Genomic DNA, 23,595 nt, shown 5'->3' with positions numbered 1-23,595 from the left:
TGTAACTTATGACACAACAAACTTTTACACAGTATGATTTTAAACCATTTTTAATAGATGCAGTTCGTGAACTACGCTTTACAGAGCCGACAGGAATTCAAAAGAAAATTTTCCCGGTCGTGAAAAAAGGTGTAAGTGTAATTGGACAATCCCAAACAGGTTCTGGGAAAACACATGCATACTTACTTCCTACATTGAACAGAATTAATGCAAGTCGTGAAGAAGTACAACTTGTTATTACAGCGCCTACTCGTGAGTTAGCACAACAAATTTACGAAGAAATCGTGAAATTAACAAAGTTTTGTGCGGAAGATCAAATGATTACAGCACGTTGTTTAATTGGTGGAACTGATAAACAACGATCAATTGAAAAGTTGAAAAAACAACCTCATATTGTAGTTGGAACACCAGGACGTATTAAAGATTTAGTAGAAGCACAAGCATTATTTGTTCATAAAGCAAATACTATTATTGTCGATGAAGCAGACTTAATGCTTGATATGGGATTCATTCATGATGTAGACAAAATTGCATCACGCATGCCTAGAAACTTGCAAATGCTAGTTTTCTCTGCAACAATTCCTCAAAAACTAAAACCGTTTCTGAAGAAATATATGGAGAATCCAGAGCATATTCATATCAATCCAAAACAAGTTGCAGCTGGAAATATTGAGCATTACTTAGTACCTTCTAAACATCGTAACAAAATCGATTTAGTGAACAAAATGTTGCTACAATTTAAACCGTATTTAGCAGTTGTTTTCACGAATACGAAGAAGATGGCGGATCAGGTTGCTGACGGATTAATGGAACGTGGCTTAAAAGTTGGACGAATTCACGGAGATTTATCACCGCGTGATCGTAAAAAAATGATGAAACAAATTCGTGATCTTGAATTCCAATATATTGTTGCAACTGATTTAGCAGCACGTGGTATTGATATTGAAGGAATTAGTCATGTTATTAACTACGAACTTCCATCAGATTTAGATTTCTTCGTTCACCGCGTTGGAAGAACAGCACGTGCGGGGCATTCAGGTATTGCAGTGACGATTTATGATCCAGCAAACGAAGAAGCGTTAGATAGTTTAGAAAAACAACGTCATATTGAGTTCAAGCATGTAGAGTTACGCGGAGATGAGTGGGCGGATTTAGGTGAACGTCGTCGTCGTAAGAGCCGTAAAAAACCAAATGATGAACTTGATGTTATGGCAACGAAAGTTATTAAAAAGCCGAAAAAAGTAAAACCAAACTATAAACGTAAACTTGCAACAGAACGTGATAAAGTGAAGAAAAAATATAGCAATAAAAAAAGATAAGGGGAGCCCCCTTATCTTTTTTTATCCGGATATTTGCGGGATAATAATTGGTGGGGAATGAAAAAACACTGATTAAAGTTTCGGTGTAGCCAGTTACAATTTGCGTAGTGTTTTAGGAACAAACAATTCGCTACATATTTCTACAAATTATGCTATCATTATATCTATTGTATATTGAAGAGGTGATTGTATGTTAAAGATTGGATCTCATGTTTCTATGAGTGGTAAGAAAATGTTATTAGCAGCAAGTGAAGAGGCTGTTTCATACGGTGCAACGACGTTTATGATTTATACAGGTGCACCGCAAAATACACGAAGAAAACCAATTGAAGAATTGAACATAGAAGCAGGAAGAAAACATATGGAACTAAACGGTATTGAGGAAATTATCGTACATGCGCCATATATTATTAATCTTGGGAATACGACGAAGCCAGAAACATTCCAATTAGGTGTAGACTTCCTTCGCATGGAAATTGAAAGAACATCGGCATTAGGTGTAGCGAAACAAATCGTTCTTCACCCAGGTGCGCACGTTGGTGCAGGAGCGGATGCTGGTATTCAACAAATTATTAAAGGGCTTAATGAAGTATTAATGCCAGAGCAGACGGTTAACATTGCGTTAGAAACGATGGCAGGAAAAGGAACAGAATGCGGTCGTAGCTTTGAAGAAATTGCAAAGATTATTGATGGTGTAAAATATAATGAAAAATTATCAGTATGCTTTGATACGTGTCATACGCACGATGCAGGATATGATATTGTAAATGATTTTGACGGCGTATTAAATGAATTTGATAAGATTGTTGGTATGGATCGTTTGCAAGTACTTCATATTAATGATAGTAAAAATGTATGCGGCGCAGGAAAGGACCGTCATGAAAATATCGGCTTCGGTCATATCGGTTATAAAGCGTTACATCATATTGTGCATCATCCGCAGTTAATGCACGTACCAAAAATTCTTGAAACGCCATATGTAGGTGAAGATAAAAAAGATAAGAAGCCGCCATATAAATTAGAAATCGAAATGCTGAAAAATGGTACATTTGATGAAGGGATTCTTGAGAAAATTAAAGCGCAATAAGCAATAAGGAGGGGATTTTCCCCTCCTTATTTTAGTAGTTGCTGAAATAAAGTATTTACTTGTTGGGCAGTAGCAGGGGAGGTTACTTTTGCTATTTGTTTTAAGAGCTCTAGCCGTTCGTCATTATCGTAAATGTTAATATTTTTTCCTTTCATAAGTAAAACAATTTGATCGGCTTGTGCAGTCGTAATAGAAACTTCATACTCTTTACTATATTTCAATAACTCTTTTGTAGAAATATGATTTAATTTTTTATTTACAAGTTGTTTAATGAGGTTCATTGAGTTATCCTCCTTCACACGTTCTTCTATCGAAATATATGAGTACGTAGCTTGTACATATTCGTATAGAGTTTCTTTTTTCATGAGAAAAAGAAGCGTATGTTATAATATAAGGACAAAACTATAGAAAAAGAGTATAAGGAGGACTTATGGAACAAAAGCAACATCGAAAAGAAAGTGTTATCCATCTTATTTATCGTTTAGTTATGATTATTTTTGGGGCAGCATGCGCAGCGGTAGCGATTGAACTATTTTTAATGCCAAATAAAATTATTGATGGTGGAATTATTGGTATTTCTCTTATATTAGATTATCTTACTCCTAATATTTGGTGGTTAAGTTTCTCTACTTTAGTCGTTATTCTCAATATCCCATTTATGTATTCAGGTTATAAGCAAATCGGAAAAACGTTCATGTTATCTTCGGCGTTCGGTATTGTAGCTTTAGCGTTTATTGAATCAACGTTACATGCTGTTCCACCATTTACAACAGAGCCGATTTTAGCAACAGTGTTTGGTGGTCTTATTTTAGGTATTGGTGTAGGGCTCGTTATTCGCCATGGTGGATCAATGGACGGAACAGAAATTATGGGTATTTTATTAACGAAGAAATTACCTTTCTCTGTTGGCGAATTTGTAATGTTTGTGAACTTATTCATTTTTGCATGGGCAGCATTTGTATTTGGTGTTGAACAAGCTATGTATTCTGTTATGACGTACTATATTGCATTCAAAACAATTGATACAGTCATTCAAGGTTTAGATGAAACGAAAGCAGTTTTAATTGTATCAGATCAATATGAGGAAGTATCAAATGCGATTTTGCATCGTCTTGGTCGTGGAACTACAAAGCTTGTAGCGAAAGGCGGTTACACGGATAAAGAAAAAGAAGTTATTTATGCAGTTGTAACGCGTCTGGAAGTGACGAAGTTAAAATCAATTGTGTATGAAATTGATGCGAATGCGTTTGTTACGATTATGAATACACAAGAGACAAATGGTGGCAAGTTTAAATCGGCTATCCACTAGAAAATTTATCCAGTAAAAATCCTCGCCAATCGTTAGGGGATGGCCTCATCTGATTAAGGTTTCATTTTATCCCGCGTTAACGGACAGTAAACTCCCACCTCAAAATTCAGTTGGAGCAAAGAAGTTAGGTGGGAGATCAACTGTCCGTAAACGTCCGATTGGTTCAACTAATAATCAGTGGGGGATGAAGAAAACCCCCACTGATTAAAGTTTCACTTTATAGGAATATTTTTCGAAAGCAGAGAATTTTTCTCTGCTTTTTGTTATAATAGTAAGGTTTCTTGAAAAAATTGATATATTTTAGGCAGATTGGTTTACAACTATAATAAGCTGTACTATAATTCAAATAGATATAAATCGGAATCATTCTGAATTAAAATAGGTGAGATGCTATGAATAATATATTAGAAATAGAAGGATTGTCATTTCGATATGAAGATCGAAATGTGTTAGAAGATATTAATTTGCAAGTTCCGAAGGGAGCTTTTTTAGGTTTAGTTGGACCAAATGGTTCTGGGAAATCAACCTTGCTAAAATGTTTATTAGGCGTTTTAAAGCCAAAACAGGGAAGTATTCGTTTGTTTGGTGTTGACAGTAAGAAGTTTAAAGAATGGAACAAAGTTGGTTATGTGTCGCAAAAGGCAAATAGCTTTAATTCTGGTTTTCCGGCCACTGTTTTTGAAGTGGTATCAATGGGACTCGTTTCGAAAAAAGGGCTGTTTCGCTTTTTCACGAAAAACGATAAGGAAAAGGTAGAAAAAGCGATTGCTGATGTAGGGATGAGTGCGTTTCAAGGGCGCAATATCGGAGAACTTTCTGGTGGACAACAACAGCGTGTATTTATTGCTCGTGCGCTCGTTAGTGATCCTGAATTACTTATTTTGGACGAGCCCACTGTTGGAATCGATGTGAAGAATGTAGAAAGTTTTTATGAGATATTAGAGGATTTAAACAAAAGGTTAGGAATCACATTAATTCTCGTTACTCATGATATGGGAGCTGTTACAGAGAAGGTAACACATGTTGCATGCTTAAACCAACATCTACATTTCCATGGAAATGTAGAGAAGTTCCGAGAGTTAGAAGATGCAGAAATGTCCGTCTTATATGGACATCATGTTCATCGTTTAGAACACGAGCATGAGCATCACGGGAGGATATAATGATACAAGATTTTTTACAATATGACTTTTTACGGAATTCTTTATATGCAGGGATTTTAATAGGACTTGTTGCGCCGCTTATCGGTGTATTTGTTGTCATTCGCCGAATGTCGCTTATTGCGGATGCTTTAAGTCACGTGACATTATCGGGTATTGCTGCAAGTTTACTACTAGAAAAAACAATTTTCACAGGAGGATTTTTAAATCCATTATATATGGGAATGATTTTTTCTATTGGTGGGGCGTTACTAATTGAAAAATTACGTACTGTATATAAACATTATCAAGAATTAGCAATTCCGATTATTCTTTCAGCAGGAATGGGAATTGGGGTTATTTTTATATCACTTGCAAATGGATTTAACACTGATTTATTTAGTTATTTATTTGGGAGTGTAAGTGCTGTAACAAGTACGGATTTAATAATCATCGGCATTGTAGCAATTGTTGTTATTGTAACGATCACTTTATTATACAAAGAGTTATTTTTACTATCGTTTGATGAGGAATATGCTGTATCAACCGGTTTGAGTGCAAAGTGGATTCACTTTATTTTCATTATATTGGTTGCTCTTGTTATTGCAGTATCAATGCGTGTAGTAGGGGTTCTCCTCGTATCATCATTAATGACGTTACCAGTTGCAGCAAGTATTCGTATTGCGAATGGATTTAAACAAACAATTTTCTTTTCCATTTTATTTGGTGAAATTGCAGTAATTGGTGGAATGTTTGCTTCATATCAACTTGATCTAGCACCAGGTGGTACAATTGTTATGATAGCAGTTCTTATTTTAATTGGTGCGATTTTATGGAAAAAGAAAAAAACTGCATAAAGTAGGGATAGATATGAATCTAACAGAAGCTTTACGCCTAATGAAAGATAAAGGATACAAACATACTGGGAAAAGGGAAGAAATGCTCAGGTTATTTGCAGCTCACAATCGTTATTTAACGGCGAAAGACGTTTTAGAGCATATGAAGGATGATTATCCAGGTCTTAGCTTTGATACGATTTATCGTAACTTAACGGTGTTTGCTGAAATCGGTGTTTTAGAACAAACGGAATTAAATGGTGAAAAACATTTTCGTTTTACATGTTCTATTATGGAACATCATCATCATTTTATTTGTTTAGATTGCGGGGGGACGAAAGAGATTACTTCCTGCCCGATGGATTTTATGAATAAAGATTTTAACGGTTATGAAGTAACCGGTCATAAGTTTGAAATATATGGCCGTTGTCCAAAATGTGCAAAATAAGAACTCGTCGGTTACATAACTGACGAGCTTTTTTACGTAAAAAAGAAGGTTGCCCACAAATATTGTGGCAACCTTCTTTTTATTGTTCTTGTGTTTCTTTTTCTTTTTCTTTTTCTTTTTCTCGTTCAGCAGCCATTTCAGCAGCAATTACATCGATTTCTTTTTTCAGTTCTTCTACCATTATTTCTTCTGGTACTTTACGAACAACTTGCCCTTTACGGAATAATAATCCTTCTCCACGTGCACCGGCAATACCGATATCAGCTTCACGAGCTTCACCAGGACCGTTTACAGCGCAACCAAGTACTGCAACTTTAATTGGTACTTTTAGTGTAGAGATGTATTCTTCCACCTCGTTAGCGATGCTAATTAAATCAATTTCAATACGACCACAAGTTGGGCAAGAAATAAGTGTTGCTGCATTAGATGCAAGACCGAATGACTTTAATAGTTCACGCGCAACTTTTACTTCTTCAACTGGGTCAGCACTTAATGAAATACGTAGTGTATTTCCGATGCCTTTATTTAAGATTGCGCCAAGACCAGCGGCACTTTTTACAGTTCCGGCAAATAATGTTCCGGATTCTGTAATACCTAAATGTAATGGGTAATCAAAAGCACGAGCAGCTTTTTCGTATGCTTCAATTGCTAAGTTAACATCAGAGGCTTTCATAGACACGATAATATCGTGGAAATCTAAGTCCTCTAAAATTTTAATGTGATGTAGGGCGCTCTCGACCATACCATCTGCAGTTGGGTATCCGTACTTTTCTAAAATGTGACGTTCTAATGAACCTGCGTTTACACCGATACGGATTGGAATACCGCGTTCTTTTGCTGCATTTACAACAGCTTCTACTTTATGGCGACGACCAATGTTACCTGGATTGATACGTACTTTATCAATGCCACCTTCAATTGCTTTTAAAGCAAGACGATAATCAAAATGAATATCAGCAACAAGTGGAATGTTGATTTGTTTTTTAATATCAGCAATAGCATTTGCTGCGCGTTCGTCTGGAACAGCAACACGGACGACTTGACAGCCAGCTTCTTCTAAACGTTTAATTTCAGCAACTGTTGCTTCAACATCATGTGTTTTTGTTGTTGTCATACTTTGTATAATTAATTCATTATTACCGCCAATTGTTAAATTACCGACTTTAACTGGACGTGTTTTTGTACGATGAGTCATTTCATTCACGAATAGATCGCTCTCCTTATAAAAGAAGTTTCTTATTTAGTCCCTCATATCAATGAAAGTATACGTGATACAGGGCTATAGAAACCGAAGTGCTCGGTTTCACTTTTACTATTGTATCAGCGCCTTTATGTAATTGACAAGGATTAAGTGATTGCTCATTGATATAACGGGAATTTATAAGACTTTCCAATTTGTATTTTTGTAGCAGATGTACTTTTGTTTAGTTGTTTAAAGTCATCAATTACCTTTTCAATGGAAGGGATTTTTTTCTTATTAATTTGTTCGGTAATAGAAAGAACTGTCTCACCTGTTTTGACTTCGATTGTTTTATAAGTTACATCTGTTTCTTTTTCTGCTTTGTTCTCTTTCTTTTGTTTTGTATCTGTATTTTCTTGCTTTATCGTTTGGGCAGCGGTTGTTTTTTTATATGAACTTAACATCGGTAAGGTGCCGATTTTTATATCGTAATAAAATATATAACCAAGAACAAGCACGAATAAGAATATACCTAATCTTTTCATATTCTTCACTCCTTTGCTAGGAATATATGCTTGTCCAAAAAAAAAATGCCTATTTAGGCATTTTTTTTTCGTTCTTATTTTTCTTTCGGTTTTGGAACTTCTTTAATCGTTAAGTAAAGAACAATTAAAACAACTGCGATATAAATGAATGTTGAACCAGGTACAACAATTTTGAATAGATCCATAATCATAAAGAAGATTGTTGGGATTGTGTAGCTGTATGCAGTTAACGTCCATACTTGCTTATAAGATAATTTACGTTGACCACTCATAGCAGAACCTATAAACGCAAGTAAAGTAATTCCTAAGAAAGTAATAAACAATTGGAATAGGTACACTAACACTCCAATAACGGCTAGTAAAATTGGATAAATACTATCGAATACAGAAATGAAATCTTGCAAATCTTTCTTCTCAAGAGATGTCCCTAATAAATCATTATAGGAGTATGTTTGTGTTTGACCATTTCCTATAGAAACTACTTTATCTTTTAAAATAAATAAACCAGTTTTGTTTTGATATGTTTCTATATCTGTTGTATTGGGATCAAATACGAAAAGAGCATCTCCCTCTTCCTTTAGAATAGGTTGTTCAATATCTGCTTTTAGTTCACCGTTTTCGATTTTAAAATCAGGTAAATCTTTTTCAATTGCTTGATTTACCATGCTGACACTATCTTGGATAAAGCTGCCGTAAAAGAATGTTCTTGGAATAGTAGTGATTAGACAAAGTAGCATAATATACAAAATGGTTTTTCCGATTTTTTGAAAACGGAATAGCGCCATATCTTTAGGCGAATATACGCTTTTTGCTAATTGGGTAAATATGGACATAGATTCACTTCCTTTATGTATGTATAAAATCATTGTAACGTAGGAATCTAGAGAATCTCAAGATATATTATATTTACATATAGTGGAGATAACTAAATTTCTTTTTATTAATTTTCTTCTTTTATATGAGAAAAATACAATTGACACTTTTCTTTGTCATATGGTAAATTTATCTTACATTTCTTAAAGGATATATCCGATAGGAATTCCTTTATTTGATATGTTGTTACATACATAATTGTGGACCCTTAGCTCAGCTGGTTAGAGCAGACGGCTCATAACCGTCCGGTCGTAGGTTCGAGTCCTACAGGGTCCATATCCATTTCGCATGTTTATTATGTCAGTGGGAAGCTTCCTTGTAGAAGGGAGCTTTTTTTACGGAATATATGAGCATTTTAATTGAAAAGAAGTGGGATTTTTGCTACGTTAATGATAGCAAGACAATGTGATTTATTTGTTTGCACCCTATGGCAATTAGGGTAGAATGAAGTTGTATGTCACTTAAGTGGCAATACATAAACTGGGAGGAATATAACAATGGCAAAACACGAATTACCAAATTTACCTTATGCGTATGATGCTTTAGAGCCTCACTTTGACAAAGAAACAATGAACATCCATCATACAAAACATCATAACACTTACATTACAAACTTAAACGCTGCTTTAGAAGGTCATGCAGAATTAGCTGACAAAAGCGTAGAAGAATTAGTTGCAAACTTAAACGAAGTACCAGAAGCAATCCGTACAGCAGTACGTAACAATGGTGGCGGACATGCTAACCATACATTCTTCTGGACAATCTTATCTCCAAACGGCGGCGGACAACCAGTAGGCGAACTTGCAACTGCAATTGAAGCGAAATTCGGTAGCTTCGATGCATTCAAAGAAGAATTCGCAAAAGCTGGCGCAACTCGTTTCGGTTCTGGTTGGGCTTGGTTAGTAGTAAACAATGGTGAGTTAGAAGTAACAAGCACGCCAAACCAAGATTCTCCTCTAACTGAAGGTAAAACTCCAGTTGTAGGTTTAGATGTTTGGGAACATGCTTACTACCTAAATTACCAAAACCGTCGTCCTGACTACATCGGTGCATTCTGGAACGTTGTAGATTGGAACGCTGCTGAAAAACGTTACCAAGAAGCAAAATAATTGTAATAACGATAGAAAAAGCTAGGAGAATGCTCCTAGCTTTTTTCTATGCTTTCCTTTTACATAATTGGGCTTGTCTTTGGAAGACTAGAACATGAAGTAAAGGAGAGTTGTGTATGAAGTGGAAACATATAATTGGTGACGTTGAAGTGAATCGGGATTTAGTGTTGTTGCTCCTTATTGGAGGTTTATACACGCTCGCAATTTCTTTATCGAATACGTTTGTTAACATTTATTTATGGAAACAAACACAAAATTATGTGAATCTTGGCTTGTATAATTTGGCCAGCGTTGTATTGCAGCCTCTCACATTTCTTATAGGTGGGAAATTAGCGAAGCGTATTGATCGCTCAATCTTGTTACGAATAGGCGTAGGCACGTTAGCTATTTTTTTTATCGTTGTTTTAGTAGCGGGAAAAAGCGCTTCTCACTATATTTTATTAATGGGGGCTCTTTTAGGAGTCGGATATGGTTTTTACTGGCTCGCGTTTAACTTATTAACATTTGAGATTACAGAACCAGAAACAAGAGATTTCTTTAATGGGTTTCTTGGACTTCTTACATCCTTCTCTGGCATGATTGGACCGATAGCAGCTGGATACACAATTTCACGTATGGAAAAATGGAGTGGCTATACGGTCATATTCTTTCTTTCGTTAGTGTTATTTGCAATTGCTGTTATTTTAAGCTTTTTTGTATCTAAGAGAGAATGTGAAGGACGGTATGAAATTGTACAAGTATTGAAAGAGCGGCAGATTGATAAAAATTGGGGAAGAATTACACGTGCTCATTTTTTCCAAGGATTGAGAGAGGGAACGTTTATTTTTGTGATTTCCGTGTACGTGTATTTAGCGACGGATAGTGAACTCGCCTTAGGAAAATATAGCTTAGTAAATTCTGCTGTATCATTTGTATGTTACTACTTAGTCACTCGTATGTTAAAGAAAGAGTGGCGGAAAAAAGCAATTTTACTTGGAGGCATTATTTTATATGCTGTCGTATTTTTAGTTATATTCAACGTTACATACGCAAAATTACTTATTTATGCAGCGTGTATTGCGGTTGCATACCCTATTTTGCTTGTTCCGTACGGGTCCATGACATATGATGTAATTGGCAGAGCGAAAAATGCGAGAGAGTGGCGTGTAGAGTATGTAGTTGTCCGAGAATTATGGTTAAATGCAGGAAGAATTTGCTCGATTTTAAGTTTTTTATGCGCTGTACTATTCTTTCCGCCCGAAAAAAGTTTACCTTACTTATTATGTATTTTAGGTGCAGGACATTTTCTTATTTATTTTGCAGTTAAAAATGTCAAATATGATGAGGGAAATGCAAGTAAAACAAGTGTTGTAACGCAAGCAAATGCGCAGAATCAAACAGAACCAGAAGGTTAACTTCTCGGTTGTTTTATGCTAGAATAGAAAAAGATGTAAGACAGCAGTGAGGACACCTGTATGAAGGTGTCCCTTTCACATTACATAGCTGTTGGTAGAGGAGGTTTGTATGAGCAAGAAGCAGAAACAACAAAAGAAAAAGACTCACGTTCCTTTTCGGTTAAACGTGCTGTTTTTCTGCGTGTTTTTAATGTTCTCCGCGGTTATTGTAAGGCTAGGATATGTACAAATTGTTCGCGGTGAGGAATATAAGAATGAAGTGGAGAGGAAAGAGAACTCGACGATAAGTAATCCTGTACCACGTGGGAAAATATTTGACCGTTATGGGCGAGCTGTAGTAGATAATGCAGCTGTACGTACGATTACATTTACAAAAATGAAAGGATCAACTGCAGAGGCTCGCTTAGAAACAGCGAAAAAGCTAGCAGATTTGATTGAAGTACCGACAGATAAATTAACAGATCGTGATAAAAAAGATTATTGGCTTGCTATTCATAAAGAGGAAGCGAAAGAAAAAATTACGAATAAAGATCGTCAAGAGTTTAAAGATAAAAAAATTGACGATAAAGAATTAGACGAGCGTCAACGAGGTCGCGTGACGGAAGAAGAAGTGAATCAATTATCTGCAAAAGATTTAGAAATACTAGCAATTAAAAGCAAAATGGACGGCGGATATGCAATGACACCACAAGTCATTAAGAAGGATGCCACAGAAAAAGAATATGCGATTATTAGTGAAAAATTAGCGGAATTGCCAGGAGTAGATACGAGTGTCGATTGGGAACGAAAATATGCATATGATGGTGATTTATTCCGAAGTGTACTTGGTGGGGTGTCAACGTCTGATGAAGGTTTACCGAGAGAAAGACTAGATTACTATCTTGTTCGTGATTATAATCGAAATGAACGAGTAGGAAAAAGTTATCTTGAACAGCAATATGAAGATAGCCTACATGGTACGAAAGCGGAAGTGAAAAATATTACAGATAAAAATGGTAATATTTTAGAAACGATTAATGTATCAAAAGGGCAAAGTGGTAATGATCTGAATTTAACAATTGATATGGAATTACAAAAGCGTGTAGAAGAAATTATCACTAAAAGTTTATTGAAATATAAAGGTGGGCAACCACTTTTAGATCGTGCATTCGTTGTAATGATGAATCCGAAAAATGGTGAAGTTTTATCTATGGCAGGGAAACAGTTAGTGAATGAAAATGGTGAAACGAAAGTACAAGATTTCGCATTAGGAACGATGACAAGTTCTTATCCGATGGGATCGACTGTAAAAGGCGCTACAATACTTACTGGATATCAAACAGGCGCTATTCAACCAGGTTCGGTTCAACTTGATGAACCAATTGTATTAAAAGGACCGCTAAAAAAATCGTCTTGGAAGACGATGGGATATATTGATGACCTTACAGCGTTAAAAATGTCTTCAAACGTTTATATGTTTAAAACAGCGATGAATATTGCTGGTGTTCCCTATGTACGAGGCGGTACGTTAGATATAAAACAAAAATCATATGATACGATGCGTTACTATTTCGGTCAATTTGGACTTGGTGTAAAAACTGGCATTGATTTACCGAATGAAACGGCTGGACAAAGAGGTAGAACAGATCATATGCCAGGTTTCTTATTGGATTTATCAATTGGACAGTATGATACGTATACACCACTTCAATTAGCACAATATGTTTCAACAATTGCAAATGGTGGTTACCGTATGCAGCCGCAAGTTGTAAAAGAAATTCGTCAACCGGCAGTGAAACCAGATGAAGTTGGAAAAGTGGTTCATTCAATGGAACCGAAAGTACTAAACCGTGTAGATATGCCTGAATCACAAATTAAACGTGTTCAGGAAGGATTTAAGCAAGTGTTTAACAGTCCGGGTGGTACGGCTTTAAACTATTTTTCGACTGCAAAATATACAGCTGCTGGTAAAACAGGTACAGCTCAAACTGTGTATGGCGGAGATAAAGAGATTGGTAGAAATGCAAAAGGTGAGCGCAAAGAGACATATAACTTAACGTTAGTAGGTTATGCGCCATTTGAAGACCCTGAAGTAGCATTTTCTGTTGTTGTACCTTGGGTAGATGATAAATCAGGTATTAATGGATATATTAGCCGTGACATTATGGACGCGTACTTTGATTTGAAAAAGGTGGAAAATGGCGAAGCTACAAAAGATGAAATAGATAAGAAAAATAAAGAGCAAGATGATGAATAAAAAAGTTGTAAAAAAAGCACACTATCTGAAAAGATAGTGTGCTTTTTTTTATGGTTCATGCATACGTTTTAATAAAGTGGACAAGCATATCATATCGGGAAATTAAGGGACCTCGCAAATGATACGTATGCATTTCCCTATGGAGGATAAGGATTTTATGGACCAATCATTAGTGAAGATGAATGGTGGCTACGGATTAGAATTTCACCTAATGTTGATTCTTGTGGAACTTTACAAAACTTTTACAAACAATTAAAACCGAATTAATAGTTTAGCAGTATTCTTATATCTGTAATCCTGTTATTTCCGGTTACTTCTAGGAGGAAGAACACGTGAAATGGATAAGTGCATCGATTAAAGTTTTCGTATTGTCGACATGTTTCTTTTATGTTGGCACGTCTACTGCATTTGCTGTGAATGAAATGGGAGAAGTGAGAGTTGATGGATCCTCAACAGTTTTTCCTATTATAGAAGCGGTAGCGGAGGAATATACAAAGGTGCATCCAAACGTGAAAATTTCCATCAGTGTTTCTGGAACAGGAGGAGGATTTAATCGTTTCAGTAAAGGAGAAGTAGATATAAATAATGCTTCGAGAGCAATGAAACAAGTGGAAGAAAATGAGATGAAAAAAAACTCCATTCAGTTTACACCGTTTGAAGTCGCTTACGATGGCCTTACGATCGTTGTGAGTCGCCAAAATACTTGGGTAGACAATATGACGGTAGACGAGTTACGTCTATTATGGAGTGAAGATGGAAGCGAAAAGCGATGGTCACAAATTCATTCATCATGGCCACGTGAACAGGTGAAGTTTTATGCGCCAGGTGTAGACTCTGGTACGTATGATTATTTTCAAAATGTCATCTTACAAAATAGTCGCATTGTAAAAAAAGTCTCTTTGTCTGAAGATGATCAAGTTATTATGCAAGGGGTAATGAATGATAAAAATGCCATTGCTTTTGTAGGATATGCTTATTATATGGCCAATCGAGATAAGGTGAGAGCAATAAAAATGAATGGTGTACTTCCGACGAAAGATACCATTCAATCAGGTAAGTATAAGCCATTATCTAGGCCGTTATTTGCTTATGTAAATGATGCATCTATCCGAAATAAAATGAATGTAGCAAATTATATTGAGTTTATGATTCAGCATGTAGGTAATCTTGCTGAAGAGGTTGGATATGTAAAATTACCAAAAGAAAAATACAATGAACAGCTGCGGATGTTAACAGAAATAAAAAGGTAATGTCAGGGTGGAAAGGGGTTTTCATCTTTGGCTCATAATGACAAAAGTCAAATTACATTTTCTGTACAACATTTGATTGAAAGAAATACAAAACAAAGAAAAAAAACGCAGCGAATCAATCGAATCGTTCCATTATTACTAAAAATAATGGCTAGCGTGTCTATTGTAACGACACTTGGAATTATTTTCACATTGGCAAATGAAACGTTGATGTTTTTTCAAAAAATACCATTACACTCCTTTTTGACGGGAAAAGAATGGTTACCTTTTTTTGAAGATCCTAAATTCGGTATATTACCACTTATATGTGGAACGTTCCTTGTAACAGCAATTGCCATGTTCGTAGCAATTCCTATCGGTTTAGCGTGTGCTGTATTTTTAAGCGAATATGCTTCAAACGGTGCAAGGAAAGTATTAAAACCGATGTTAGAACTATTAGCAGGTATTCCGACAATTGTATATGGTTTTTTTGCATTAACAGTTGTCACACCACTTTTACAACGGATTATACCAGATTTACAGTTTTTTAATGCGATTAGTCCAGGTATTGTTATTGGCTTTATGATGATACCTACAATTGCATCTCTATCTGAAGACGCGATGAGAGTTGTAGCGAAAGGAACGAAAGAAGCTTCGTTAGCACTTGGAGCAACTCGGTTTGAGATGGTAAAACAAGTCGTGTTTCCTTCGGCTTTTACAGGGATTATGGCAGCAATCCTATTAGCTGCTTCCAGAGCAATTGGCGAAACGATGATAGTTGTAATTGCAGCGGGATCTACACCGAATGTATCGCTCGATCCGACACACTCTATTCAAACGCTAACAGCCTATATTGTGCAAGTGAGCTTAGGTGATGCTCCGCATGGAACAATTACGTATTACAGCATGTATGCTGTAGGCGCAACGTTATTCTTGTTTACTCTTATAATGAACATCATTTCACACTCTATTATGCGCCGCTTTAGGAGGGTGACATAATATGCGAATGTTGAATCATAAAAAAATACAAGAAAATATGGCATCACGTTTTTTAAAAGACCGAGTTTACAAGTTGTTATTTTATATGGCAATTTTGTTTTCAATAGTAATACTGCTTATTTTGCTTTTTCAAATTTTTGAAAAAGGTATAAGTTACCTTTCGTTAGATTTCTTTACAAACTTCGCTTCGCGTAATCCGAAAGAAGCTGGGATTGCTGCAGCTTTGTCAGGAACAATATTATTTATGAGTATTGTTATACCAGTCTCCTTTATATTTGGAGTTGGAACGGCTCTTTATTTGGAGCAATATGCGAAGGAATCTATATTTAAAAAGGTAATAGAAATTAATAATCAAACGTTAGCAGGAGTACCTTCCGTTGTATTTGGATTACTCGGCTTAACTATTTTTGTATATGCTCTTCATTTAGGAGAGAGTATTATTGCGGCGGCACTGACGATGAGTTTACTCGTTTTACCGGCAGTTGTTGTAGCGAGTCAAGAAGCGATACGATCTGTACCAAGTTCATTATTAGAAGCTTCTTACGGATTAGGTGCTACGAAGTGGCAAACGATGTATCAAATTGTATTGCCATCTGCTTTCCAAGGAATTATAACGGGTTGTATGTTAGCGATATCAAGGGCGATTGGAGAAGCGGCACCGCTATTAGTTATCGGGGCACTTGTATTTGCAAATTATGTTCCATTTAGTATGTTTGATAGATTTACAGTTTTACCAATTCAAATTTTTAATTGGATGAGTAGACCGCAAGAAGAATTTCAGTATGTAGCAGCTGCTGGGATGATTGTTTTGTTAGGTTTATTACTCTTTATCAATATATTTGTCTTATGGTTACGAAATCGAAAATAAGTTGGAAATGGATGAAAGGGGAATTCAAATGGTAGCAACAGTAGTAAATGTACAGGTGAAAAACGAGGAGAAAATCGAGACTGCACCAAAGAAAGTAGTATTTGATACGAAAAACTTAAATTTATGGTACGGAGAAGACCATGCTTTAAAAGATATTAACTTAAGCATTCATGAGAATGAAGTTACAGCAATTATCGGGCCAAGTGGTTGTGGTAAATCAACGTACTTAAAAACATTAAATCGTATGGTAGAGTTAGTACCAATCGTGCGAACTACAGGTGTAATTGAATATAGAGAGCGCAATATATTTGAAAAATCATACCCAGTTGAAGAATTAAGAACTCATGTGGGAATGGTGTTCCAAAAGCCAAACCCATTTCCGAAATCTATTTATGAAAATGTAGCATATGGCCCGAAAATTCATGGTATTCGTGATAAAAAAACATTGGATGAAATTGTTGAAAAAAGTTTACGTGGAGCAGCGATTTGGGATGAGTTAAAAGATCGTTTGCATGATAATGCATACGGTTTATCTGGTGGACAGCAACAGCGTCTATGTATCGCACGTTGTTTAGCAATTGAACCAGACGTTATTTTAATGGATGAGCCAACATCGGCACTAGATCCAATTTCAACATTAAAAGTAGAAGAATTAATTCAAGAGTTAAAGAAAGACTTTAGTATTGTGATCGTAACGCATAACATGCAACAAGCAGCACGTATTTCAGACAAAACTGCTTTCTTCTTAAGTGGAGAAGTTGTGGAATATACAGATACAAATAAATTATTTACGACACCTTCAGATAAGCGTACAGAAGACTATATTACAGGCCGATTCGGTTGATATCGTTGCAAGGCTAAGAGCAAATACCCTCTTAACAGAGGGTATTTCTTATTTTTACCTCATTTAATTAGAGAAGTAATACTTCTCCTATCTTAAGGCTTATTACAAGTAGGCTAGGTAGGAGATCTATATATAATGGCACATAATATTGAGGGGGAAGAAACAATGGTAAGAGAACAGTTTCAATGTGATTTAAAAATGTTGCAGCAAAAGGTGATTGAGCTTGGAGAGCTAGCGAGGGAAGCTTTATTGCTTGCTATGGAAGGTCTTCATAAAAGGGATGTAGAGAAAGCGTTAGAGGTAATAGATGGTGATTATCGTATGGATAATTTAGAAGAGGAAATAAATGATCTTGCGCTTATGCTTATTACGAAGCAGCAACCTGTAGCAAGTGATTTAAGAAGGATTTTCATTTCAATTAAAACAGCGACAGATTTAGAGCGTATTGCAGATCATGCTGTTAATATTGCGAAATCAACAATTCGTCTTGGGGAAAAAGAGGTGGTTGTTAGTTTGCACAATCTTGATGAAATGTTTGCAATTGCAAATAAGATGCTACAGTTAGCGCTAGAAGCATATGAGCAAGAAAATTTAACTTTGGCGAAACAAATTGCTGAAATGGATGATTCAGTTGATGAAATATATGGGAAAGCGATTCGTGAATTTATATCTTCAGTTCCAGAACAACCAGAAGCAATTACACAAATTACACAATTATCCTTTGTGGCGAGATATATCGAGCGTGTAGCAGATCATATTACAAATATTGCTGAAAATGTTTTTTATTTAGTAAAAGGAAAGCATTACTTATTAAATGAATAAAGAAAAAGGCAGGTGAAACATCACCTGCTTTTTTTAGTCAAAACATGACAAAAAAAGCTCGTTGTTTCCTTTAGTTTATGATGATAAGATGTATCATAATATAATGGAAAAAATAGGACATATATGTTGTTCACTTATTAAGAGATATTTTACTAAGTTAATAGTAAGCGCTTTCTTTCGTGGCGTTGAAAAGGTACATGTATATAGACAGTTTTACCGCCTGTAAAAGCCCGAGTGGTCAGGGCTAATAATCAGTGGGAGATGCACAAAATCCCTACTAATTAAAGTTTCATTTTATACTGCTAGTTAATGCGGGGTAGATAATATACATATCGTATATGAAGTTACTGATCATTATATAAGTGGAGGCTGAAGTATATGAAGGGGGTTATTTTAGCTGGAGGAAAAGGACGACGCCTTAGACCATTAACATGTAATACTCCAAAGCCGATGTTACCATTATTAGAAAAGCCAGTTTTGGAATACAATATTGAATTATTACGTCAGCATGGTATTCGTGAAATTGCAATTACTGTTCAGTATATGAGTACAGCCATTAAACAATATTTTGGTGACGGTAGCAAATGGGGAGTTAACTTGTACTACTTTGAAGATTCTCCCCCGCTTGGAACCGCAGGGAGTATTAAACAAGCGGAAACATTTTTAGATGAAACGTTTGTTGTGATAAGCGGGGATGCGTTAACTGATTTTCAATTATCAGAAGGAATTATGTTTCATGAACAAAAGAAAAGAATGGTAACTATGTTTGTAAAGGAAGTAGAAAACCCACTCTCATTCGGTTTAGTTGTAATGAATAAAGAACAAGAGGTTACACGATATATAGAAAAACCGAGCTGGAATGAAGTAGTCTCTAATATTGTGAATACAGGTATATATATTATGGAGCCAGAAATTTTTTCTTACATACCGCCCCGAGAGTTTTTTGATTTCAGTCAAGATGTGTTTCCGCTATTGGCAAATAAGAACGCGTTATTTGCATATTTGTCAGAAGGTTATTGGTTAGATATCGGTACATTTGATCAATATCGACAAGCACAATTTGATTTGTTAACGAAAAAATTGCAAGTACCTATTCCTTACACGGAAGTATTGCCGATGGTATGGATGGGGGAAGGTGTGACGATTGGAAAAGGAACGAAAATTCACGGTCCTTCTTTTATTGGAGAAGGAGCAAAGATTGGTGCTGGAGCTGTAATTGAGCCATACTCTATTATCGGGAAAAATAGTGTGGTTTCAAGTTATTCTCATCTTCAAAAAAGTATTGTTTTTGCAAATGCGCACATTGGTCAGTATTGCGAGCTATTAGAAACGATCATAGGAGAGCATACAATGGTGGAAGATGACGTTACACTGTTTCAAAAAAGCATTGTAGCGGATCATTGTCATATAGGGAAAAGTACGGTAATTAAGCAAAAGGGAAAACTATGGCCATATAAGGCAATTGACAGCTATTCAGTAGTAGGATCGGCTGGTGTTCAAGAAAGCGAAAAGAGTGCAGGATGGTTGCAAAAAAGCCGCATTGTAGGAAGAGGCAATGTTGAAATCACTCCTCAATTTATTGTGAAAGTTGCGATGGCGTATGGATCTCTTTTTGCCAAAGGAGAAAGTATATTAATTGGGAGTCAAGAACATATAGAAACGACTTCTTATAAAAATCTCTTTCTTCATGCGATTCATGGTATCGGGGTTCATACGATGGAATGCAAAGAAATGAACGAATCGCTTTTTCAGTATAGCATTCAGGATTTACAATGTGCTGGTGGGGTTTTCATTCAAGTGGAAAATGAAAAAGAGGTTGTTATAAAGTTATATGGTAAGGATGGGGTACAATTAACGTATAAGCAGCAAAAAGCGATAGAACAAGTATATATGTCCGAGTCGTTTTATTACGTATGTGAGAAAGAAATGGGGCGGAATAAGCTAGTCCACGTTTCTTTACATGATTATATAGAGGCTGTATTAGAGCGCGTTGATATTGAGAAAATACAAAAACAAAAGTTTCATCTTCTTATTAATAAGAGGAATGATATGTTACAACATTTACTGATGCTCTTTTTACAAAGGCTCGGATGCACAGTTACATGGATTTATGCGGGCGAACAAAAGGATCATGTGAAAGCTTTGATGAAATCAAGCAAAGCAAATATGGCACTTATGTTTTCAGAGCAAGGAAATTATTTCGAGTTATATGATAATCATAGTAATATTTACCAAGGAACAAATTTTGAAGAGGTAGATATTCCAGATTTATTACTTGAATCAGCAGGAAATATTTACCCGATGTCTTTGAAATTAGGAGAATGTTACCTTCTATTTTATACGCAGGATGAAAAAAAGTCGTTTCAAGCGAGATGGAAGCGAGATATTTTATATCGAATTGGAAAATTATTCGAGTTAATAGCATTGCAGGGGAAAACATTTCTCAGCATAGTAGAGCAATCACCGCCGCTTTATCTACTTTGTGATGAAGTTGTATGTTCATGGAATGAAAAAGGAAAAGTAATGAGGAAATTATTGGCTGATATGGAAAGAAAGGAAGAAGGTATATTTGAAGGAGTACAGTTCAAATACACCGAAAAAGAGTGGTCTTATATCGTTTCTGACACAAAACAACCGAAATTTTTAGTGTATTCGCATGCCAGAAACCCAGTAATAGCAAGGGAAAACATGAAAAATCTTATAGAAAAAATTAGACAATATCAAAAGGTGTAGAATTTTTATTTTAAAAGTGGTATTATAGTATAGTCTGATTTAAGTTATTAGTACTGGAGGGAATAAGAATGCGTGTGAATATTACTCTAGCATGTACAGAATGCGGAGATCGTAACTATATCTCAAAGAAAAACAAACGTAACAACGCTGAGCGTATCGAGCTTAAAAAGTATTGCAAGCGTGACAAGAAGTCTACGTTACACCGTGAAACAAAGTAAGCAGTAGGAATATTTTCCTACTGTTTCTTTTTTTATTCGATTCCTCTGTTAAAAGTGATACACTATCATCGTAGAGCAAAGTATCACTGTGAGGGGGAAAGTGTGTGAGAGAAGAGAAAGTACGTTTACGTAAACAAATAATAGAGCACATGAATTCTTTATCAGAAGAACGGTATACAACTTTATCAGAGCAAATTGCATTTTCGTTGTATGCGCAAAAAGAGTGGGCTGAAGCTAAAACAGTTGGAATCACTCTCTCAATGGAAAATGAAGTGAATACATATGCTATTATCGAAAAAGCTTGGGAAGAAGGAAAGAAAGTTGTTGTTCCAAAGTGTAACAAAGAAACACGAACAATGTCTTTCCGGCAAATTAGTAATTTTGATCAATTAGAAATAGTGTATATGAATTTACGTGAACCAATTCCAGCGCGTACGGAAGAAGTGAATGCAGATGACATTGATCTTCAAATCGTGCCAGGTGTAGCTTATACAGAGCGAGGAGAACGGATTGGATATGGCGGTGGGTATTATGATCGTTATCTCTTACATTATAAAGGGAAAACGCTATCATTAGCTTATAGTTTTCAAATAGTAGAACATATTCCAGTAGAGCCGTTTGATAAAAACGTAGAAAAAATTATTACAGAAAAAGGAACAATGGTTAAAAATGGGCTTGTATAGACAAATAAAAATTGACGAGACTTTTTCTTCTTGATTATAATAAAATATGTGAACGTTTTCTTATTATAATTTTTTATAGTAAGTGAGCATAGAGGGTGATAAAATGGTATCTATTTATGATATTCAGCAATTGCTAAAGAAATTTGGTACGATTATTTATACGGGTGATCGAATTGCAGATTTACAATTAATGCAAGATGAATTGCGTGAATTAAATCAATCACAGTTAATCGATCCACAAGACTATCAAACAGCTTTATTTTTATTGAAGCAAGAAATTCAAAAAGAGCTAAATAAGAATTAGATAAAGGTAGGTAAGCAACATGGAAGAGAAATGGTTAGTTGGGGTTGACCTTGGTGGTACAACAATTAAATTAGCATTTATTAATGTGTACGGTGAAATTTTACATAAGTGGGAAATCCCTACGAATACAAATGAGCAAGGAAAACATATTACGCTTGATGTAGCGAAAGCTATTGATAAAAAGTTAGAAGAGTTAGGTGAATTGAAAAGCAAGTTAATCGGTATTGGTATGGGAGCTCCTGGTCCTGTACACGTGGCGTCTGGAATGATTTATGAAGCGGTCAATTTAGGATGGAAAAACTATCCGTTAAAAGATTTATTAGAAGTAGAAACAGGATTACCTGTTGTTATTGATAATGATGCAAACTTAGCAGCGCTTGGTGAAATGTGGAAAGGTGCTGGTGAAGGAGCAAAAGATTTAATCTGTATGACACTTGGCACTGGTGTTGGTGGTGGTGTAATCGCCAATGGTGAGATTGTACACGGCGTAAGCGGAGCTGCTGGTGAGATTGGACATATTACAGTAGTTACAGAGAATGCTTTCCCATGTAATTGCGGGAAGTCTGGTTGCTTAGAAACTGTAGCATCTGCAACGGGTATTGTGCGTGTTGCTATGCAAAAAATACAAGAGACTAATAAAGAGAGTGTTCTACGTTCTATGTTAGCAGAAGAAGGGCGTATTACATCAAAAGATGTGTTTGAAGCACTTGGACAAGGTGATGAGCTAGCAGGCGAAGTAGTAGAAAAAGTAGCTTCTTATTTAGGGTTAGCTGTAGCGAACCTTGCTAGTACGTTGAACCCAGAGAAAATTGTTATTGGCGGGGGCGTGTCTAAAGCTGGAGATGCACTATTAGAGCCAATTCAACGTTATTTCGAGCAATATGCTTTCTCACGTGCTGTAAAGAGCACAAAGTTAGCGATTGCAATACTTGGTAATGATGCAGGTGTTATCGGAGGAGCTTGGCTTGTAAAAAAGCACAAATACGAAGCGAAGATGGTATAAGTTGTGAAATATGAAAAGAGGAAGGGGAAACCCTTCCTCTTTTTGTGTGAAATCTTGATGAAGAATAACATGTAAATGAATTAAGCTGCTGGTGGGTACCCGTTATATAGAACAGTCATGATCGTAAACCATCCGAAAACGAGTACAGTTGCAATTGCAAAGCCGCCCGCGAATAAGTTTTTTTCGCGAAGAGTTCTAAGCGTAGCGAATACAGCTAACAGAGTGACTAGCGCAAAAATAATAACAAGGCCCATACAATATCCTCCTCTGTCTACCCATTCCTCAATATGAGTTTTTAGAATATTAACTCTTTTATATTGTACATGTTTTAAAAATGATTGTCGAGATAGCATCCTTTCTTTTCCTAAGAGAAAAAAATGTTGTATCATTGAAAGTAAGTTTAATAATTGGAGGAGA

General features: G+C 35.8%; 24 protein-coding genes and 1 tRNA gene. 20 read left to right on the top strand and 5 right to left on the bottom strand.

The genetic code is table 11. The annotated features are described in order from the left end of the window. The first annotated feature begins 8 nt into the window (after positions 1 to 8). Both ACLBWW_RS03040 and ACLBWW_RS03035 read left to right on the top strand, forming a co-directional pair. A complete protein-coding gene (locus ACLBWW_RS03040) occupies positions 9 to 1,319 on the top strand; it encodes a DEAD/DEAH box helicase (protein ID WP_000194012.1) in 1,311 nt (436 codons plus the stop codon). A 190-nt stretch (positions 1,320 to 1,509) separates the two neighbouring features. Further along, complete coding sequence (locus tag ACLBWW_RS03035) at positions 1,510 to 2,406, top strand: deoxyribonuclease IV (protein ID WP_048541534.1); 897 nt, start codon at positions 1,510 to 1,512, stop codon at positions 2,404 to 2,406. Between the two features lie 26 nt (positions 2,407 to 2,432). Here ACLBWW_RS03035 and ACLBWW_RS03030 read toward each other — a convergent pair whose 3' ends face one another. Next, positions 2,433 to 2,687 carry a DUF2624 domain-containing protein gene (locus ACLBWW_RS03030; protein WP_001048965.1) on the bottom strand — a complete coding sequence of 85 codons (255 nt, stop codon included), beginning with the start codon at positions 2,685 to 2,687 and terminating at the stop codon, positions 2,433 to 2,435. Positions 2,688 to 2,836: 149 nt separating this feature from the next. Between ACLBWW_RS03030 and ACLBWW_RS03025 the strand changes: the two genes are divergently transcribed. The 4 genes from ACLBWW_RS03025 to ACLBWW_RS03010 all read left to right on the top strand — a co-directional run bounded on the left by ACLBWW_RS03025 (position 2,837) and on the right by ACLBWW_RS03010 (position 6,138). Next, the gene (locus ACLBWW_RS03025; RefSeq protein WP_000435955.1) at positions 2,837 to 3,715 is read left to right on the top strand and encodes a YitT family protein; all 879 of its coding nucleotides are present in this window, start codon (positions 2,837 to 2,839) and stop codon (positions 3,713 to 3,715) included. A gap of 392 nt (positions 3,716 to 4,107) precedes the next feature. Then, entirely contained in the window at positions 4,108 to 4,878 is a 771-nt protein-coding gene (locus ACLBWW_RS03020; RefSeq protein WP_001059648.1) for a metal ABC transporter ATP-binding protein, read from the top strand. After that, complete coding sequence (locus ACLBWW_RS03015; RefSeq protein ID WP_000613823.1) at positions 4,878 to 5,711, top strand: metal ABC transporter permease; 834 nt, start codon at positions 4,878 to 4,880, stop codon at positions 5,709 to 5,711. Before ACLBWW_RS03020 ends, ACLBWW_RS03015 begins: the two co-directional genes overlap by 1 nt. Positions 5,712 to 5,724: 13 nt before the next feature. Further along, positions 5,725 to 6,138, top strand: a complete 414-nt coding sequence (locus ACLBWW_RS03010; protein ID WP_001054512.1) for a Fur family transcriptional regulator — start codon at positions 5,725 to 5,727, stop codon at positions 6,136 to 6,138. Between the two features lie 79 nt (positions 6,139 to 6,217). On the opposite strand, the gene ispG is transcribed toward ACLBWW_RS03010, so the two are convergent. From ispG to ACLBWW_RS02995, 3 genes are all read right to left on the bottom strand, one after another. Then, entirely contained in the window at positions 6,218 to 7,333 is a 1,116-nt protein-coding gene (gene ispG / locus ACLBWW_RS03005; protein ID WP_131934101.1) for a flavodoxin-dependent (E)-4-hydroxy-3-methylbut-2-enyl-diphosphate synthase, read from the bottom strand. Positions 7,334 to 7,497: 164 nt separating this feature from the next. Then, entirely contained in the window at positions 7,498 to 7,863 is a 366-nt protein-coding gene (yqfZ, locus tag ACLBWW_RS03000) for a protein YqfZ (protein WP_048541536.1), read from the bottom strand. 74 nt (positions 7,864 to 7,937) lie between these two features. Then, positions 7,938 to 8,696, bottom strand: coding sequence for a DUF1189 domain-containing protein (locus ACLBWW_RS02995; RefSeq protein ID WP_048541538.1), 759 nt, complete (start codon positions 8,694 to 8,696; stop codon positions 7,938 to 7,940). A gap of 242 nt (positions 8,697 to 8,938) precedes the next feature. On the opposite strand from ACLBWW_RS02995, the gene ACLBWW_RS02990 reads away from it, so the two are divergent. The 14 genes from ACLBWW_RS02990 to glcK all read left to right on the top strand — a co-directional run bounded on the left by ACLBWW_RS02990 (position 8,939) and on the right by glcK (position 23,178). Next, a tRNA-Ile gene (locus tag ACLBWW_RS02990) sits at positions 8,939 to 9,012 on the top strand. A 221-nt stretch (positions 9,013 to 9,233) separates the two neighbouring features. Further along, positions 9,234 to 9,845: a superoxide dismutase [Mn] gene (gene sodA / locus ACLBWW_RS02985; protein WP_001052034.1), complete on the top strand. Its 612-nt coding sequence runs from the start codon at positions 9,234 to 9,236 to the stop codon at positions 9,843 to 9,845. A 116-nt stretch (positions 9,846 to 9,961) separates the two neighbouring features. Beyond that, complete coding sequence (locus tag ACLBWW_RS02980; protein ID WP_000871369.1) at positions 9,962 to 11,239, top strand: MFS transporter; 1,278 nt, start codon at positions 9,962 to 9,964, stop codon at positions 11,237 to 11,239. 109 nt (positions 11,240 to 11,348) lie between these two features. Next, positions 11,349 to 13,475 carry a peptidoglycan D,D-transpeptidase FtsI family protein gene (locus tag ACLBWW_RS02975; RefSeq protein WP_048541541.1) on the top strand — a complete coding sequence of 709 codons (2,127 nt, stop codon included), beginning with the start codon at positions 11,349 to 11,351 and terminating at the stop codon, positions 13,473 to 13,475. Positions 13,476 to 13,807: 332 nt separating this feature from the next. After that, positions 13,808 to 14,725 (top strand): phosphate ABC transporter substrate-binding protein PhoX, encoded by a 918-nt coding sequence (gene phoX / locus ACLBWW_RS02970; RefSeq protein WP_048541543.1) that lies wholly within the window; start codon positions 13,808 to 13,810, stop codon positions 14,723 to 14,725. A gap of 27 nt (positions 14,726 to 14,752) precedes the next feature. Further along, positions 14,753 to 15,703, top strand: coding sequence for a phosphate ABC transporter permease subunit PstC (pstC, locus tag ACLBWW_RS02965; RefSeq protein ID WP_048541544.1), 951 nt, complete (start codon positions 14,753 to 14,755; stop codon positions 15,701 to 15,703). Between the two features lies 1 nt (position 15,704). After that, the gene (gene pstA / locus ACLBWW_RS02960) at positions 15,705 to 16,571 is read left to right on the top strand and encodes a phosphate ABC transporter permease PstA (RefSeq protein WP_048541547.1); all 867 of its coding nucleotides are present in this window, start codon (positions 15,705 to 15,707) and stop codon (positions 16,569 to 16,571) included. A gap of 28 nt (positions 16,572 to 16,599) precedes the next feature. Next, on the top strand, positions 16,600 to 17,415 hold the full coding sequence (gene pstB, locus ACLBWW_RS02955; RefSeq protein ID WP_000226689.1) for a phosphate ABC transporter ATP-binding protein: 816 nt from the start codon (positions 16,600 to 16,602) through the stop codon (positions 17,413 to 17,415). A 165-nt stretch (positions 17,416 to 17,580) separates the two neighbouring features. Then, positions 17,581 to 18,237, top strand: coding sequence for a phosphate signaling complex protein PhoU (phoU, locus tag ACLBWW_RS02950; RefSeq protein ID WP_048541577.1), 657 nt, complete (start codon positions 17,581 to 17,583; stop codon positions 18,235 to 18,237). Between the two features lie 378 nt (positions 18,238 to 18,615). Beyond that, positions 18,616 to 20,970, top strand: coding sequence for a sugar phosphate nucleotidyltransferase (locus ACLBWW_RS02945; protein ID WP_098221242.1), 2,355 nt, complete (start codon positions 18,616 to 18,618; stop codon positions 20,968 to 20,970). 68 nt (positions 20,971 to 21,038) lie between these two features. Next, a complete protein-coding gene (rpmG, locus tag ACLBWW_RS02940) occupies positions 21,039 to 21,188 on the top strand; it encodes a 50S ribosomal protein L33 (RefSeq protein WP_001265616.1) in 150 nt (49 codons plus the stop codon). Between the two features lie 104 nt (positions 21,189 to 21,292). Further along, on the top strand, positions 21,293 to 21,871 hold the full coding sequence (locus ACLBWW_RS02935; RefSeq protein ID WP_001206435.1) for a 5-formyltetrahydrofolate cyclo-ligase: 579 nt from the start codon (positions 21,293 to 21,295) through the stop codon (positions 21,869 to 21,871). A 103-nt stretch (positions 21,872 to 21,974) separates the two neighbouring features. Continuing rightward, positions 21,975 to 22,175, top strand: a complete 201-nt coding sequence (locus ACLBWW_RS02930; RefSeq protein ID WP_000253699.1) for a YqgQ family protein — start codon at positions 21,975 to 21,977, stop codon at positions 22,173 to 22,175. 19 nt (positions 22,176 to 22,194) lie between these two features. Continuing rightward, entirely contained in the window at positions 22,195 to 23,178 is a 984-nt protein-coding gene (glcK, locus tag ACLBWW_RS02925) for a glucokinase (RefSeq protein ID WP_000391711.1), read from the top strand. A gap of 80 nt (positions 23,179 to 23,258) precedes the next feature. On the opposite strand, the gene ACLBWW_RS02920 is transcribed toward glcK, so the two are convergent. Further along, positions 23,259 to 23,432, bottom strand: a complete 174-nt coding sequence (locus ACLBWW_RS02920) for a DUF2759 domain-containing protein (protein ID WP_000524847.1) — start codon at positions 23,430 to 23,432, stop codon at positions 23,259 to 23,261. Between the last annotated feature and the right edge of the window lie 163 nt (positions 23,433 to 23,595).

This window comes from Bacillus sp. M5A3_1b, assembly GCF_053345335.1.
Note: the sequence above shows the minus strand (reverse complement) of the source record. Positions and strands in the feature narration are given on the sequence as shown.

Bases quoted from the DNA above. Each gene is read 5' to 3' on its own strand.
- ACLBWW_RS02945 (WP_098221242.1), top strand. From the start codon at position 18,616: ATGAAGGGGGTTATTTTAGCTGGAGGAAAAGGACGACGCCTTAGACCA.
- pstB (WP_000226689.1), top strand. From the start codon at position 16,600: ATGGTAGCAACAGTAGTAAATGTACAGGTGAAAAACGAGGAGAAAATC.
- ACLBWW_RS03020 (WP_001059648.1), top strand. From the start codon at position 4,108: ATGAATAATATATTAGAAATAGAAGGATTGTCATTTCGATATGAAGAT.
- ACLBWW_RS03035 (WP_048541534.1), top strand. From the start codon at position 1,510: ATGTTAAAGATTGGATCTCATGTTTCTATGAGTGGTAAGAAAATGTTA.
- ispG (WP_131934101.1), bottom strand. From the start codon at position 7,333: ATGACTCATCGTACAAAAACACGTCCAGTTAAAGTCGGTAATTTAACA.
- ACLBWW_RS03025 (WP_000435955.1), top strand. From the start codon at position 2,837: ATGGAACAAAAGCAACATCGAAAAGAAAGTGTTATCCATCTTATTTAT.
- rpmG (WP_001265616.1), top strand. From the start codon at position 21,039: ATGCGTGTGAATATTACTCTAGCATGTACAGAATGCGGAGATCGTAAC.
- sodA (WP_001052034.1), top strand. From the start codon at position 9,234: ATGGCAAAACACGAATTACCAAATTTACCTTATGCGTATGATGCTTTA.
- ACLBWW_RS02975 (WP_048541541.1), top strand. From the start codon at position 11,349: ATGAGCAAGAAGCAGAAACAACAAAAGAAAAAGACTCACGTTCCTTTT.
- ACLBWW_RS02980 (WP_000871369.1), top strand. From the start codon at position 9,962: ATGAAGTGGAAACATATAATTGGTGACGTTGAAGTGAATCGGGATTTA.
- pstA (WP_048541547.1), top strand. From the start codon at position 15,705: ATGCGAATGTTGAATCATAAAAAAATACAAGAAAATATGGCATCACGT.
- phoU (WP_048541577.1), top strand. From the start codon at position 17,581: ATGGTAAGAGAACAGTTTCAATGTGATTTAAAAATGTTGCAGCAAAAG.
- ACLBWW_RS02920 (WP_000524847.1), bottom strand. From the start codon at position 23,432: ATGGGCCTTGTTATTATTTTTGCGCTAGTCACTCTGTTAGCTGTATTC.
- ACLBWW_RS03015 (WP_000613823.1), top strand. From the start codon at position 4,878: ATGATACAAGATTTTTTACAATATGACTTTTTACGGAATTCTTTATAT.
- ACLBWW_RS03040 (WP_000194012.1), top strand. From the start codon at position 9: ATGACACAACAAACTTTTACACAGTATGATTTTAAACCATTTTTAATA.
- ACLBWW_RS03010 (WP_001054512.1), top strand. From the start codon at position 5,725: ATGAATCTAACAGAAGCTTTACGCCTAATGAAAGATAAAGGATACAAA.
- glcK (WP_000391711.1), top strand. From the start codon at position 22,195: ATGGAAGAGAAATGGTTAGTTGGGGTTGACCTTGGTGGTACAACAATT.
- ACLBWW_RS03030 (WP_001048965.1), bottom strand. From the start codon at position 2,687: ATGAACCTCATTAAACAACTTGTAAATAAAAAATTAAATCATATTTCT.
- yqfZ (WP_048541536.1), bottom strand. From the start codon at position 7,863: ATGAAAAGATTAGGTATATTCTTATTCGTGCTTGTTCTTGGTTATATA.
- ACLBWW_RS02930 (WP_000253699.1), top strand. From the start codon at position 21,975: ATGGTATCTATTTATGATATTCAGCAATTGCTAAAGAAATTTGGTACG.
- ACLBWW_RS02995 (WP_048541538.1), bottom strand. From the start codon at position 8,696: ATGTCCATATTTACCCAATTAGCAAAAAGCGTATATTCGCCTAAAGAT.